Origin of the sequence: Lentilactobacillus senioris DSM 24302 = JCM 17472 (genome assembly GCF_001436555.1) — a bacterium.
GTDB lineage: Bacteria > Bacillota > Bacilli > Lactobacillales > Lactobacillaceae > Lentilactobacillus > Lentilactobacillus senioris.
In genome coordinates this window covers 279,479-294,067 of the sequence record NZ_AYZR01000004.1, presented here as the reverse complement: position 1 = coordinate 294,067, position 14,589 = coordinate 279,479, and the positions used below count along the sequence as shown (strand labels likewise).

Sequence of the window (14,589 nt, the reverse complement as noted above, 5' to 3'; positions counted from 1 at the left end):
TGTCAAATCAACGTTTACTCCCTTTATCCGAATAAAAAAGCCATAGGTTTCATAAAGAAATCTATGGCTTTTTTATTTTTTAAATTCTTAAACTGAGGGCGTTAATCGCCACAATAATGGTACTTAACGACATAATTGCCGCTCCGACCATTGGATTCAACATGAAACCAATTGGTGCCAAAATGCCGGCGGCCAGTGGGATGGTAATAATGTTGTAACCCGCTCCCCACCAAAGGTTTTCGGTCATCTTACGAGTTGATCTGCGAGCTAGATCCAAGAACGCCACGACGTCGTTTGGATCACTTTTGACTAACACAATATCAGCTGAATCAATCGCCACGTTAGTTCCGGCGCCCATCGCAATTCCGATATCGGCGCGAGCCAAACTAGGGGCATCGTTGACCCCGTCTCCAATCATAATGACGTGGTTACCTTCACTTTGGTACTGAGCAACAACTTTTTCTTTATCTTCTGGTCGGAGTTGGGCTTTGACTTCGGTAATTCCTAATTGCTTAGCAACGTTTCGGGCACTTTGGTCATTATCACCAGTCAACATTACCGGCGTAATGTTTTGAGCTAACAAGCTATCAATTAAATGTTTAGCGTTTGGCTTGATCTGATCTCCTTGCGCCACAAAGCCTAATACTTGATCACCACTAATAAGGTAACTAATCGAATTGCCGGCACTAGCTAATTGATCAAATTGTTGCTTATCATACTGTAATTTTTGTTTGTCCAGGTAAGCTGCTGAAACCAAAGTATACTGCTTACCATCCACTTCCCCACTCAATCCAGCTCCAGTTAGTTGCTGAACGTTGGTAGCGGCCGACCAGTTCAACTTTTGTTCCTTAGCAGCGGTCAAAATTCCGCGAGCCAGAGGATGGCTAGAACCGTCTTCTAAGCTAGCCATAATGGTTAAGACTTGGTCAGCGCTCAAACTAGCAGAAACCGTATCGTATTTGTTAACCTTAAAGTTACCCTCGGTGAGTGTTCCGGTCTTATCCATTAAAGCATAGTTAATTTGGTTAACCTGTTCCATTGCGTTGCGGTTGCGGATTAACAACCCGTGGTGGGCAGCAATCGAAGTCGTTCTAGCAATTACCAACGGCACCGCCAATCCTAAAGCATGAGGACAAGCAATGACTAGCACGGTCACGGCCACTGATAACGCCACCGCCAAGTTATCTACTAATAGCCAAGTCACAAAGGCCACCAACGCCACCGTTACCGCCGCATAGAAAAGATAGCCAGCCACCTTGTCCGCCATGTTTTCCTTAGCGGATTTGTGTTGTTGAGCACTGTTGACTAGGTCCATTACTTTAGCTAAATATCCGGTTTCACCAGTCCCAGTAACCTTCATAACAAAGGTCCCATCACCGTTCACTGAGCCACCAACCACTTCATCATCCGGTTGTTTAGTAACTTGTTGAGCTTCACCAGTCACCAAAGATTCATTAACGCTGGTGGTTCCACTGACGATTTTTCCATCGGCAGGGACCTGTTCTCCGGCTCGAACTTGAACTTGATCACCAACTTGTAGGTCCTTAATTGCCACATCTTCTGGCTTACCATTAACTAGCTTGTGAGCCTTATCTGGTAGTAGTTTTGCTAAGCTATCTACCGCTGAACCAGCATTCATCACCGTATCCATTTCAATCCAGTGACCCAGCAACATAATATCAATCAAGGTAGCTAATTCCCAGAAGAAATCAGTCACCATCGGTGTCACGTGCAAAATATCATTGGCGATCACGGCGTAGATACTATAGAGATAAGCTACCGAAATCCCCATTGTAATCAGGGTCATCATAGCCGGTTTCTTCTCACTCAGTTCACCACGAGCCCCAGTAAAGAAAGGCTTACCACCGTAGAAGAAAATAATCGTCCCAATAATAGCTACTAAATAATCAGACCATGGTAAAAAGGTGATCTGAAATGGTAACCGCATCCCCATCATCGGACTCATTATGATAACCGGAATCGTTAAAATTAAAGACACCCAAAACTTTTGCTTCAAGTTGCCCATGTGCATCATGTGATCACCATGCATCATCATATCGTCGCCACCGTGATCGTGGTGACCGCCACCCATGTCCATCATCTGATCGTGATTCATGTGACTATGATCCATGTGGGAGTGATCCATTTGAGAATGGTCCATCTGCATTTCGTGGGAATCATTCTTATGCTCATTCATTAGCCCGTACCTCTTTTCATTTATATTTGTAAATCATATTTTTCTACAGTCTACATTTGTAGTCAGTAAAAGTCAATAAATAACTCTGATAAATAAAAAGGGCTGACAAAATTGTCAGCCTTTTCTTTTATAAAACCATAGTTGAATCAATTCTATTAAACCTAGTTATACTATCTAAACGGAGATAGCGACCATTTCTTTGATACTCTTGGCCCCATTGTTTTTTTACTATATCGAAAATAACGATTGCCCACTTGCTCCTTAAATACCGTTGGAACATCTTTACTAGTTATTGTTCTAACGTTGCTTATATACGATCCCTTATGGGCCACAATAACCCAACGATTTTGGTTAGTATACTTTCCGGTTTTAAATTTAAGCCATTCACCGTTGCCAAATGGATCATCTGAAATGAACGTATCAACTTCTGATTTATTCTTAATAGGTAAGACTCCATATCCCACTTGAGTAACCAAAAATGGGTTGATGCGGTCAATTAATTGATTTTGTGTGGCTCTACCATAACTTAACAGCAAAAGCGCTGTAACTATCAACGCTAAAATACTGGTAACAATCAAAGCATATTTCTTGTATCTCCCCTTAGCTCTCACATCGCTACTAATCTTACTTACCACATCCACTTCTCCCTTCAACAATGAATCTAATGATAAATTTAACAAGTTACTAATCTCCACTAACGTGTCCAAATTAGGGTAACTGAGATTATTTTCCCAGCGAGATACAGTTTGTCTAGTAACAAACAACTGATCAGCCATTTCTTGTTGAGTCATTTGTAATTCCGTTCTGCGTTGTTTTAACATTGTTGCAAATTGCATAACTGCCTCCTTTCTAGTTTTAGATTAATTAAAAAATCGGCAAACGTAACGCTAGCAACGTGTTACATTTACCGATTCATGACAAAAAATCGCAAACCTAATCGCAATTTTATTAGTGTAAAAATAGCGACACAAAACAAGCTAACATCTCAAACAACACGGTCTCCATTCCGATATCACAACAACATTCCAACCAATTAGTTTTCCCGTGGATTGCGGCCATTACCGACCAGTAACTAGTTGCATTCCAGGCAATAAAAAGCGCACGACTCGCTCGTATACCGATTTGATTGAAGTTCAAGAAGAGAAACCATTTATTGAGCAATATGGTGATTACTACCAGAAACCAAACGGTGGTAACTAACAGATCTAATGCTATAGTCTTTTTCATTTTACTTCCTAATTTTAGTTCTTCGCCTCATTGATTTGTTTCCGATGATCAGTCCAACCAGGAGCATAAGCTACTCCCTTGATTTTAGCTTTAGGAACCAGGCCCCAGCTTCGGCTATCATACGACACAGTTCTATTATCACCCATAACAAAGTATTGATTTTTGGGAACGGTTGTTATCCTTTGCCCATGATAACCGCGCCATTGTTGGGAAAGCGTCTTTAGGTCAAAACCGTTAGGGGCAACATTCGCCAAAGTTTCAGTTGTTCGCTGAGTTTTGCTTATAAACTTTTGTGGCACTAGTTTACCGTTGATATAAAGATTTCCCTGCTTAGTGTATTTAATCCGGTCCCCCGGAACTGCAATTACTCGCTTTATAAAATTGCTCCCTTTGGTTGCCCCAGGCGCCACTTGGTAAGCATCAAAAATCACTACTGAAAAACGTTTAATTGGCTGTTTTCTTAGTAAAAAAACCCGTTCATTATTGGTCAAATTCGGTTGCATCGAGGAACCATCTACCCGAACAAAGGAAACTAAATACGTTTGAATTCCGATGGCTAAAATAATTCCCAGTGCTATTGGCAGTAGCCAACTTATTATTTTTTTCAATTTCATTGCTCCTAATTATTTTTGATTAGATTCTATTTTTTCAATAGATTGCTCTAATATATCTTAAATATTTTGGCAAATAAGTAATAAAGCAAGTATCCCATCAATCCACCGATTACCACTACAGATAAAAAGTTCATCAACGGAGACAGTTTTAAAATATTTATTAATTGGACAATGTATATTGCTAATATAGCCGCAATAACACTCTGTATCGCTGCAATAATTTGTTTTCTTTTCATGCTTTCTTACTAACCTCACTTTGCACTTACTCTCACCATCTTAAAAATGATTCAGATGCTGCTTCGACTTTCCGTTCCAATATTGCAATTCCATCGTGACCACCAATACAACCACGGTCCCAATCATTAGGGTAAGGCACCCCTGCATCCAAGTGATTTGGTTATTGCCTAAATCAACGGCGAGTTTATGAGAAACAACATCTGCTCCACTAAAGTAAGTCATGGGCAACCAATGCGCTATGTCAGCGAGCGGCGCCATAATCGGAATTAACATGTTCATTCCTACTAACGACAAAATAGCAATAAAAAGTGTCGGCAGCGTTTGCTTTAATACCTTAGCAATTAAATTAACACTGCAAACAATAAACAGCACGCTCAATATCTGGAGAAGTAACCCCTTACCAAGGGCAGTTCCTTGAAAAACATAGCCAAAAGCATGCGTTTTTAGTTGGTACGAACCCCAAGGATATTGAAAATTACCTATTCCAGAGATTAACGACGCAACCACAAATGATAATCCTAATACTAAAATCACTGCGCCCAATGCAATCAGTAACCCGCTTAAAATCGATTGATTAACAACTGCGAGTTCAGACAGTGGCAACAATGATGCCTTATCCAGTTTGCCAACGTATTGCTTAGTAAACAGCTGCGTACAAATTAAAATGATTACTAGGGTTAATAATATTGGCGAAATAAACTTTTCCAACCACAATGTAAACCCAATTCCAGTTGTCGGATTAGTTTCTGAAATCTCCAGAACGTTTAATCTTTTTAAAGCGGTGTACCAGCGATTTTCTTGTATTAATGAATGGGTTAACGAATCATCCTGCCCATTTCCAGTCTGGCGTTCGCTATTGATTAGTTTCTGATTTTGGCGAATCTGTAATTGATACGCTGTCGCCCAACGGTGGTGAGCAAGAGACCGCATAATTTGCTGATTGTAATTAATGTCTCTTCGTTGCTCCTTTACCGCTTGGTTTGCTTCAGAGGGCGTTTCTTTTTCTAACGGCTTTAATTGTTTTTGTTGAAAAATTATTTGCTCTCGCGTATTAGCAGATAAGGTATCATGAGTTCGATTTTGATAATTAAAAAATAAACAACCTAAACTAATCAAAGTAATAACAACTAAAATAACGCTAACCGAACGATCCTTAATTGTTTTTTTAATCAAAAAATTTACATAGTTCATTGCCAAATCTCCGTCATCGTTTCATTTTTTAGTTCTAATACGTGGTCGATAGCTGTCGAAGTCTCCTCACGGTAATGCGACGATAATAAAATACATTTATTGCGCTGGTTAGTTAAAGCTCGGAGGCGGTTAAACAATTTGTCGCGGCTTTCTTCGTCTAACCCATTACTGATTTCGTCCATAATTAGATAATCTGCATCACTTATTAAGTACATGGCGATCAGTACCCGTTGCTTCATCCCCAGCGAATACTTTTTAATTGGCAAATTGATGTAATCGGTCATTTTCCAAAAATTAATTTCGACATCTATTTCTAGGTCGGAGTGCCATAATTTTTTCACCAGTTTTAAATAATCCATTCCAGACATATTTTGATCAAGCCAATCAGAAGTTTCGTAATAAAAGACTTGGTGTTTGTGTTGGTCGAAAGGTAGTTGATCAAAGGTGACCGTCCCCTGATCTACCGCCTTTAAGTTGACCAGGGAATGAAAGAATGTCGTTTTCCCAGAACCATTAGTGGCGGAAATCAAATACGAGTTTCCCTTTTGAAACTGATAGCTAAAATTTTGGAGAATAACTTGGCGGGTGGATAGGGTTAGATTCTGAATGACTAGCATGTGATTGCTCCTTGAAGTTAGATTATTAATAGCATAGTTCATCTAATTAATTAAAAAGAGAACGTAGCAGTTTACATCGCTTGATGTAAACTGCTACGTTCTCTTTTTTGAGTTGCAAACCAACGATTGCAAGTTTGCGAATTAAGTTTGCATTAACCGTCGACAAACAAAAAAGTAAATAAGTCTACTCTAAATGTATCCTTGCTCGCATATTAAGCACTAATCAATTCTATAAACCTCAGTGTGGGTAGGTTCTAACCAATTATCGCTAAGAAAAATATACGTTCCCCATGCGCTGATCAATATGACAATGATACTGACTAAATAAATAGTTTTATGCAGCGCATTATACCTATTGTTTCGCCACATTACATACATTGGCAAAATAATTCCTACCGGGGGGACAATTGCCGAAGCAAGCACCAAAATTAATAGTATAAAACCTTCATTTCTATTCTGATATAGCTCGGTATTAATCTTGCCAAGTTCGGCCCGATCTTCTTTAATTTTTTGGTCATTATTTTTAATTTGTTTCCGAAGTTCTTCATTATTTTGTACTAACTCATCGATTGATTTTTGGTAGAGATCACTTAATAAAATTAAGTTGTCCATATCCGGATACGCACGACCATTTTCCCACTTCGATATTGACTGGCGGGAAATATGTAAGATGGTTGCCACATCATTTTGCGATAAATTTCGTGTTTTTCTAGCCTGTTTTAATTGAGACGCCACAGAATCCATTGATTAACTCCCTTACAATACAAATAACTACAAAGATAAAAGTAAACTTGATAACCCTCTAATACCGATATAAAGAATTTTTTTGCTCAGTTATCCCGTCTTATCATTAAAGTTGAACCTGTCGCAAAAAAACAAGCATAGCAATAACGTAAAGAACGATAGTAAAAATTCCGGAAAAGACAAGATATTTTAAATATAGGGTTTTATTAAAAGCGAAGTTAAACCCCTGCCCTACATACATTCCTACGTAGGCAGCTAGTAGTGCAATACCAACACAGACAATAAAGAAAACTATCATAATTTCTCCTATATTTTAATTAATAAAATCAGTATTCAGTTATTTTCTAATCAATTCTATAAACGGTTGTCCCTTTATCCAGCCAATTGTCGCTAATAATAACGTAGCAACTAATCAAGCTTATTATCATTACAATCAAAGATACTAAAATAATGATTTTGTAGAAACTATTATATTTTGAATTTTTGTAAAAAATAACATATAACGGCATTATCACCCCCACTGGCGCAACTAGGGAAGATACTAGAACCAAAATCAGCAGTATGAAGCCTTCATTTCTATTCTGATATAGCTCGGTATTAATTTTGCCAAGCTTGGCCCGATCCTCTTTGATTTTTTGGTCATTAGTTTTAATTTGTTGCCGAAGTTCTTTATTGTTTTGAACTAGTTCATCGATTGATTTTTGATAGAGATCACTTAATAAAATTAAATTATCCATGTCCGGATACGCCCGCCCGTTTTCCCACTTAGAGATGGATTGGCGGGAAATATGTAATATGGTCGCCACGTCATTTTGAGAGAGTTTTCGTTCTCGTCTGGCTTGTTTCAACTGAAGTGCTATGGATTCCATTATCATTCTCCTTTTTGGGGATAATGTAATGATACAACCCTCTCAATATATTTATAACCTATTTAGAAAAAAATAATCCAAAAAGCATATTTTTATTTTCCGTGAAAGTTGAATTAACTAGTAAAAAATCATCAGCTTTATTCATGAGATGTAATATGTGTTAAAATAATAGCGATATAATTATTAATACATAGAGACGGAGATTGATTAATGAAAAAATTAGGTATCATTATTACCACAGCCACGTTAGGATTAAGCTTATCAGCTATTTCCATTCAGCCAGCAGCAAGTGCAAGTGCTTGGACTAAAAAGGCACTTCCCCACAGATTACGTCACACTTGGTATTCAAAATATGGATATCGAAACACCATACACTTTTACGCTCATTCAGTTAAGTTCAAAGGAAACGGCGCTGGTATAGCAAGAGTAAAAAAATGGCGTTATATAGGTAACGGTAAATATCAAATGAAACTTAGTGATAGAAGTGGCTATCCATTCGGAGTTCATTATTTAGGTCGTAATCATATAACCGCATACACTATGGATCATTCTTACTTTAGATAATTTATTAAATATTCTGGTTATCTTAGCAGTTGTCATTAAAATCTAATTGTAATTTCATAGTAGTCATTGAAGTTATCTTAAATAAAAAGGTAGAGAAATCAATTTGGGTTTCCCTACCTTTTTGTTTATTTCACTTCTTTCAGACCAGCCAAGTTAAAACGACCGAGCATTGCTTGTAATTCTGCGATGTTATGATTGATGCAATTGGTTTGCAACTAGTTCGCAAACTTTAAGTTTTGAGAATAACTTAGGAGAACATAATAGTTTATATAGCAATGTAAACCGTTACGTTCTCCCCGATCAGGTTACCTTGAGATAAGATAAATCTATTGAAACTTACTTAATTATATAAAGGAGTCACCAATAACATGAAACTAAGATTTAGAAATTATATTATTTTTTAGTTACCCTGATCTTATCAGAAATCACCTTACCTCGGCTTTGGCCGTTCATATTTAGTTCTAGTTGGTCAGATCTAAAACAATCTATCTTTTTTATGTTAGTTGCTATTTGTTGTGGTGAAATCATTGAGAAATTAAAATTAAAATGAAAAATATCCGTTGGATTAAGTAGTCTTTCACTAGTAATAATTAACCATTCTAATTAAGGAGTGTTTTATGCCTACTAAGCAAAAAATAATTAAAAGTATTACTGTATCTGCTATTTTTATTATCATCTATTTAATAATGCTTACCTTTTTTCCAAGCGACACTGTCGAATGGCCTTACATGGCTGTTTTCATCATTGTTTATAATTTGAGTCTATGGATCTTCAATTAAATTGCGAACAATCAAAATGAAACTACGGCTTAAAATGGGAAGGAAATATAAAGTGAAACAAATACTATCAACTGCCACATTTGTAATTGGTCTGATTTTATTTCTAACACAAACCACAATGACAACCAAAATAATTGGCATTATCCTAATTATCATTGGTATTCTTACCGATCCGTGGGTAATCAAACATTGAAATTCATTTCGGGATAAACAGCAATAATTTGGCCATAAGCAACAAAAAAGCATTTCAGTCCAACTGAAATGCTTTTTATTTAATCTTCGTCATCCTCTTCTTCCAAGCCCGCCAAGCCAAAACGGCCAAGCATTGCTTGTAATTCTGCAATGTTGTGGTTGTTGCTACCTAACAAGGTGGTTAGGTAACCAGCTAAGACTGGTCGGTCTTCTTTTTCAGCCAACTTGATAGCCCGGGTAACGAAAAGGTTTTCGGTGTAGTAATCGTGAGCTAATTGATCAACGATTCGTTCAGCCGTTTCGTATTTTAACTCACCAGCCTCTTCTAACATGCTGTAATCTGCAAACTCTTGAGCGGTACTAGGTGCCATTTCACCTTCATCAATCAAGACTTGGCCCAATTCAAATAGTTGGGTTTGCGCTTGCTGCAATTGGTTTGCGAACAGTTCGCGAAGAGCGGTGCGATTTAAACCAGTAACGTACCAGCTAGCTTGCATCAATTTATGGCTTAAAACTTCTAAATTAGCGACAATGTGTCCCGTCATGGCTCCCGCGGTGGGAGTATGGTGATCCTGATCTGCTTGCGTTTGTTCTTTAGCCCACATTTGGGCTGGGGTTAATTCTGACATTTTTATTCCTCCTAGGCTTCTTTAACTTTCACGTTTTTAACTTCGTAACCGAGATTGGTAACCACTGCCGCCAATTGGTCAGCGTTCACTTGGTCAGCATCAAAATCGGCTTTAACTTTAGCAGCGTTAAACAGCACTTTGACCGTTTCCACTCCTGCTTGTTGCCCTAATGCGTTTTGAATCTTAGTCATACATGATGGGCATGACAACCCATCTAGTTGTAAAATCGCACGACTCATAATCATGACCTCCTCTGGATTATTTACTTAGATTGTAAGACATTGTTAGTTGAATTAACTTGATCTGCGTCAAGTTTTGGTTTTTTTACTTGGTATTTTAATAAGCGCATAGCGTTAAAAATCACGACGAGAATACTACCTTCATGAACTAGCATCCCACTAGCCATGTAGATGTAGCCCAGCATTAATCCGACTAATAAGAAGCCCACGGTCAAGATCGCAATCGTGATGTTTTCTCTTAGGTTGGCCATGGTTTTCTGCGCTAGGCCGTAACCATGCACTAGTTCCGCAAAATCAGAACGCATTAGCACCACGTCGGAAGTTTCTACCGCTACGTCAGTTCCACCTCCCATGGCGATCCCAATATCGGCAGTCGCAATCGACGGACTATCATTGATACCGTCCCCGACAAAGGCCACTTTATGGCCGGCAGCTTGTAACTCTTTGACGATCGTTAATTTGTCCTCAGGCAACAATTCTGCTTCTACCCGGTCCAATCCTAGTTGGTCCCCTACTGCCTGAGCAGTGGCTTGGTTATCACCTGTTAGCATGATTAATTGTTGGGCCCCTAAATTACGTAGCACTCCTAATTGGGTAGCTACTTCCGGTCTGATTTGGTCAGCTACCCCAATCAACGCAACTAATTTGGCGTTCAAGGCGACTAAGACCGTGGAGCTACCAGCTTGCTGCAGTTCGCGCATGGCGGCTTCTTGTTCTTTGGTGATTAACACCTGATTAGCAGTTAATAACCGTAAATTTCCCACCAATAACTGTTCGCCGTTTTCTAAAGTGGCGACTAATCCTTGCCCCTTGATAGTGGCGACTTGTTCAATCTGTGGCACTGCCACCTGTTCAGCGTGGTCAGCAGCGTAATCTATGATAGCTTTACCCAGTGGATGGTCAGATTGCTGTTCTACCTTAGCCACCAACGGCAACACCGCTGGCGCATTCCCATATTGCCGGTAAGCCGAGACGGTAGTTTCTCCGCGGGTCAACGTTCCTGTTTTATCAAAAACAAACGTATCGACCTTCGCCAAAGTAGCCATGACGTCGCCACCCTTAATCAAGACCCCGTGGTTGGCCCCGTTACCGATACCGGCCACGTTAGACACTGGCGCACCAATGACTAATGCGCCTGGGCAACCTAGCACCAGCACGGTAATTGCCAACTTGAAATCTTGACTGAACAGCCACACCAGTAGCGCTAGTACTAGCACCGCTGGCGTATAGTACGTTGCAAACCGATCAATGAATTTCTCAGCTGGTGACTTGGCGTCTTGCGCTTCTTCCACCAGTTCAATGATTTTAGCAAAGGTGGTTTCATCTCCGACCTTCGTCGCCTCAATTTGAACGGTTCCGTTAGTTAATAGGGAACCAGAAAAGACGGCTTCGCCTACCTGTTTCTTCACTGGCTTAGCTTCTCCAGTGATCGAAGCTTCATTTACGTAGCCAGCACCGGAAACGATCGTTCCGTCAACCGGTACTTGCCCACCAGTTTTGACTAACACAACGTCACCTTCATCTAAGAAATCAACGTCTTCTTCACTGACCGAACCGTCTGGTTGTACTACGTTAGCCGTGGTCGGTGCCATTTCAGTTAATTTCTTAATTGATTGGCGGGTTTTAGCTAACGTTTTGTTTTCCAAATAACTCCCAAAGAGAAATAGGAAAGTGACCACCGCTGATTCGGCGTATTCTTGAATGATAAACGCCCCAATTACGGCAATGCTGACCAGTAATTCAATACTAATGGTTTTATAGCGTAGAGCTTCAATCGCGTTAATCACTACCGGTATGGCGGCAATCACCGACGCTATCGCTAATAGCCATTGGCTAAAGGCTGCTGCCCCTAACCATTTGGCTCCCAAGCCCGCGACTATTAAAATTCCCGTTATTACCGTCAAATGATTCGTATGGTTTCTAATCCAACGTTCAAATTTCATCTTGACGTCCTCCCTTGTGTTGATGAGTTCAGTATAGGGGGCTTGGTTCGAAAAAAAATTGATGTGGATCAAGTTATGAAAAAGAAGTGTGAATAGTTCGATAAATTTTGAGTACTAATCCTAAATGGAATAATAGTTCGAGGTGATTTTCATTCCACAAAAAAAACGCCACCCATTTGGGTAGCGCCATACCTAATATTTAATTCGAACCCCTAAATAGCTATTAGCCAGCATAGCGGCTTGCTCTTCGGTCACTGTCAACCCCCGTAAAGTTTTCGATTCTAGTTCCAAAGTCGCAAACCGACAGGAGCTAAGGTCGAGGTTTTTCAGGCTAGTATCATACAACATTAAATTATTAATATCGCAGTCCACCAACTCTGTTTCCCGCAAATTATTATCACTGAAGTTAGCATCTTTAAGATTACAACTAACGAATTGCGTTTTGCGTACGTCTAACTTATTCAAGCCGGCTAGATCCAATAAGCAGTGGTCAAACAACACCTGACTCAGGTACGCTCCTTCTAGGTTAGCCCCCACTAACTTACAATCATAGAACTCTACACGATATAGAGTGGCATTGGTTAAGTCACAATTAGAAAAATCACAGTTTTTAAAAATAACATCGGTTAATTCTAACTTAGCTAACTTACTTTTAGTGAATTTAACCCGTTCAAACACCGCCGTTTCAATGATAGCGTGGGTAATTCGTTGTTTTTCTGCATTTTCATTTTGCACTACTTTGCCGCGCAACATGGAATCTATATCATCGTAAACTTCGGCGAAGGTGCCGGCCGTCAAACTTTCTGGTACTACTTTTGCAAACTTCATCTAGTAAGCCTCCTAAATTAGAATCGGAGTTCTAGCATACCAGATTATTCGCCAAATTAAAATTGCCACTGTTTTTTAAAATTAGAGCCTTGAAAGCCTAACCGATGTTGAGTCAACGACCTAGTTACTGGATTGATTTGGATAATCTCAAAGGCACTTTCGTTTAATTTACCGATTTGGCGTTGAGTTTTACCATCGCCACGATCACTAAGGCCGCACGTTACGGTTGCAAACTGCACATCGCCGCTGAAGGCCGCATCGTCCATATGAGTATGACCAGCTAAAAATCCCGCTACGTTGTGGTGTTGAGCTTGGTGATCCACAATAGCTTGATAAATTGCATGACTTTCTTGCGCAGCTGTCCCAGCAGCTTTACCGGTATTATTTTCAAACCGTCCGCCAGCATGCCAAAGATTGGGATCAATTCCGTTAACGGTGATGTGGTCAAAAATTACTATTGTTTTATCATCATCAATTTCTGCCAAAGTCTGTTGTAACCAGTTAATCTGGGCCTCACTGTAGTGAGTGTAACCGTGACGGAAAGTATTATAGTGTTCTTCGTCCCTTGGTAAATCCGGCATATCAAAACCATCCAAGACTAAAACGACTACCGAACTATTAGGAATATCATAACGGCCAAACACCGCCTGATTAGGATTTTGGTCACCAGTGGGGATATCTAGCCACTGATCAAATGCCGCCACCCGTAAATTCTGTGCGTCAGCATTGGTAATAAGTTGATTAGGATCATACCCCGCAACGTCACGGGAATATCCTGAATTATCGTCATGGTTGCCCTGCAAAACGATGAATGGCCGTTGCCCCATCTTCATGGCATCCATTGCTCGGGTAACATCTGATTCAGAATACTCTTTGGGTTGAATGCCATCGTTAACGTCACCGCCATGAATCATTAAATCCACTCCAAAGTTTTTGGCGTAATAACTCATTAATTGAATTTCACGAAGTGCTCTCATCGTTCCCGGAGTTTTCCAGCTATCAATGTGAGTATCCGCGATAAATGCAATCGTCACGGTCCCCGCATCCGCTGTTTGACTAATCTCATTATCAATTGCCTGCATTCTAGCTAATTCCGCAGCGGTAGGCGTTACCAATTCCTGAGATGGCACTTCTTCTACTGGAGCGCTACTATCGTCACCGTTAACATCATTTTTGCCAGAATGAGAAGTAGCTGTGTACGGCCAAACCGCTTCAATGGGCTGAGCCTTATTTTGGTCTTGAACATATGAAAAGCTCTCGAAGTAGTCATACTTGGGACTAACAGTTACCTGATTGCGAAAAACGTTCAGTGAACTTAGCGGGCCCAATGGCAAATACGAACCATCCCTTAACACCGCCCAAATTCGGTTATTAGCTACTACTTTTCCCTGATACCAGATTTTATTAACTGCACTTTTAGGATAATGATGTTCAATATTTAATAGTGATACATCCGGAGTCTTGTGACTATCGACTCCTTTACCGATTAATTTGATCCAACCCTGTGTTTCGAATTGGTGTCCCTTCAAATCCGCTCTATCATTAACACTAGTCAAGCTGGGCTTTCCAGTATCTTTACCGTGAAAATCACGAATTGAGTTGTTCTTACTGTCCATAAAGCTTCCCCCTTTAGAATTAAAATCCAACTTAATTATATGAAGTTTTCAAATGAAAACCTAGATTTTAGTTTATAAATCAAAAAAGGAGACAGTTTAGCTG

The 14,589-nt window shown here is 39.7% G+C and carries 13 protein-coding genes; 1 reads left to right on the top strand and 12 read right to left on the bottom strand.

Annotated features, from left to right (window positions below):
- Positions 1 to 79: 79 nt before the first annotated feature.
- The 7 genes from FC56_RS01750 to FC56_RS01705 all read right to left on the bottom strand — a co-directional run bounded on the left by FC56_RS01750 (position 80) and on the right by FC56_RS01705 (position 7,696).
- Entirely contained in the window at positions 80 to 2,146 is a 2,067-nt protein-coding gene (locus tag FC56_RS01750) for a heavy metal translocating P-type ATPase (protein ID WP_404819894.1), read from the bottom strand.
- Between the two features lie 221 nt (positions 2,147 to 2,367).
- Positions 2,368 to 3,033, bottom strand: a complete 666-nt coding sequence (locus FC56_RS01745) for a helix-turn-helix transcriptional regulator (RefSeq protein WP_056977630.1) — start codon at positions 3,031 to 3,033, stop codon at positions 2,368 to 2,370.
- A gap of 405 nt (positions 3,034 to 3,438) precedes the next feature.
- A complete protein-coding gene (lepB, locus tag FC56_RS01735) occupies positions 3,439 to 4,038 on the bottom strand; it encodes a signal peptidase I (protein WP_056977628.1) in 600 nt (199 codons plus the stop codon).
- Positions 4,039 to 4,314: 276 nt separating this feature from the next.
- Entirely contained in the window at positions 4,315 to 5,466 is a 1,152-nt protein-coding gene (locus FC56_RS01725) for a hypothetical protein (RefSeq protein WP_056977626.1), read from the bottom strand.
- A complete protein-coding gene (locus FC56_RS01720; RefSeq protein ID WP_056977623.1) occupies positions 5,463 to 6,083 on the bottom strand; it encodes an ATP-binding cassette domain-containing protein in 621 nt (206 codons plus the stop codon). The genes FC56_RS01725 and FC56_RS01720 overlap by 4 nt, the downstream gene beginning before the upstream one ends.
- A gap of 219 nt (positions 6,084 to 6,302) precedes the next feature.
- The gene (locus tag FC56_RS01715; protein ID WP_056977622.1) at positions 6,303 to 6,827 is read right to left on the bottom strand and encodes a helix-turn-helix domain-containing protein; all 525 of its coding nucleotides are present in this window, start codon (positions 6,825 to 6,827) and stop codon (positions 6,303 to 6,305) included.
- 344 nt (positions 6,828 to 7,171) lie between these two features.
- Entirely contained in the window at positions 7,172 to 7,696 is a 525-nt protein-coding gene (locus FC56_RS01705; protein WP_056977618.1) for a helix-turn-helix domain-containing protein, read from the bottom strand.
- 210 nt (positions 7,697 to 7,906) lie between these two features.
- On the opposite strand from FC56_RS01705, the gene FC56_RS01700 reads away from it, so the two are divergent.
- Positions 7,907 to 8,260 carry a hypothetical protein gene (locus tag FC56_RS01700; RefSeq protein ID WP_054672042.1) on the top strand — a complete coding sequence of 118 codons (354 nt, stop codon included), beginning with the start codon at positions 7,907 to 7,909 and terminating at the stop codon, positions 8,258 to 8,260.
- Between the two features lie 1,051 nt (positions 8,261 to 9,311).
- On the opposite strand, the gene FC56_RS01690 is transcribed toward FC56_RS01700, so the two are convergent.
- The 5 genes from FC56_RS01690 to FC56_RS01670 all read right to left on the bottom strand — a co-directional run bounded on the left by FC56_RS01690 (position 9,312) and on the right by FC56_RS01670 (position 14,486).
- Complete coding sequence (locus tag FC56_RS01690; RefSeq protein ID WP_056977616.1) at positions 9,312 to 9,860, bottom strand: ferritin-like domain-containing protein; 549 nt, start codon at positions 9,858 to 9,860, stop codon at positions 9,312 to 9,314.
- An 11-nt stretch (positions 9,861 to 9,871) separates the two neighbouring features.
- On the bottom strand, positions 9,872 to 10,099 hold the full coding sequence (locus tag FC56_RS01685) for a heavy-metal-associated domain-containing protein (RefSeq protein ID WP_054672032.1): 228 nt from the start codon (positions 10,097 to 10,099) through the stop codon (positions 9,872 to 9,874).
- A gap of 23 nt (positions 10,100 to 10,122) precedes the next feature.
- The gene (locus FC56_RS01680; RefSeq protein WP_056977614.1) at positions 10,123 to 12,042 is read right to left on the bottom strand and encodes a heavy metal translocating P-type ATPase; all 1,920 of its coding nucleotides are present in this window, start codon (positions 12,040 to 12,042) and stop codon (positions 10,123 to 10,125) included.
- A 192-nt stretch (positions 12,043 to 12,234) separates the two neighbouring features.
- Positions 12,235 to 12,870, bottom strand: a complete 636-nt coding sequence (locus tag FC56_RS01675) for a pentapeptide repeat-containing protein (RefSeq protein WP_056977612.1) — start codon at positions 12,868 to 12,870, stop codon at positions 12,235 to 12,237.
- A gap of 56 nt (positions 12,871 to 12,926) precedes the next feature.
- On the bottom strand, positions 12,927 to 14,486 hold the full coding sequence (locus tag FC56_RS01670; RefSeq protein ID WP_056977610.1) for a metallophosphoesterase family protein: 1,560 nt from the start codon (positions 14,484 to 14,486) through the stop codon (positions 12,927 to 12,929).
- Between the last annotated feature and the right edge of the window lie 103 nt (positions 14,487 to 14,589).

Coding starts and splice junctions, on each gene's coding strand:
- lepB (WP_056977628.1), bottom strand. CDS start 4,038: ATGAAATTGAAAAAAATAATAAGTTGGCTACTGCCAATAGCACTGGGA.
- FC56_RS01750 (WP_404819894.1), bottom strand. CDS start 2,146: ATGGATCACTCCCACATGGATCATAGTCACATGAATCACGATCAGATG.
- FC56_RS01720 (WP_056977623.1), bottom strand. CDS start 6,083: ATGCTAGTCATTCAGAATCTAACCCTATCCACCCGCCAAGTTATTCTC.
- FC56_RS01745 (WP_056977630.1), bottom strand. CDS start 3,033: ATGCAATTTGCAACAATGTTAAAACAACGCAGAACGGAATTACAAATG.
- FC56_RS01715 (WP_056977622.1), bottom strand. CDS start 6,827: ATGGATTCTGTGGCGTCTCAATTAAAACAGGCTAGAAAAACACGAAAT.
- FC56_RS01675 (WP_056977612.1), bottom strand. CDS start 12,870: ATGAAGTTTGCAAAAGTAGTACCAGAAAGTTTGACGGCCGGCACCTTC.
- FC56_RS01680 (WP_056977614.1), bottom strand. CDS start 12,042: ATGAAATTTGAACGTTGGATTAGAAACCATACGAATCATTTGACGGTA.
- FC56_RS01685 (WP_054672032.1), bottom strand. CDS start 10,099: ATGAGTCGTGCGATTTTACAACTAGATGGGTTGTCATGCCCATCATGT.
- FC56_RS01700 (WP_054672042.1), top strand. CDS start 7,907: ATGAAAAAATTAGGTATCATTATTACCACAGCCACGTTAGGATTAAGC.
- FC56_RS01725 (WP_056977626.1), bottom strand. CDS start 5,466: ATGAACTATGTAAATTTTTTGATTAAAAAAACAATTAAGGATCGTTCG.
- FC56_RS01690 (WP_056977616.1), bottom strand. CDS start 9,860: ATGTCAGAATTAACCCCAGCCCAAATGTGGGCTAAAGAACAAACGCAA.
- FC56_RS01705 (WP_056977618.1), bottom strand. CDS start 7,696: ATGGAATCCATAGCACTTCAGTTGAAACAAGCCAGACGAGAACGAAAA.
- FC56_RS01670 (WP_056977610.1), bottom strand. CDS start 14,486: ATGGACAGTAAGAACAACTCAATTCGTGATTTTCACGGTAAAGATACT.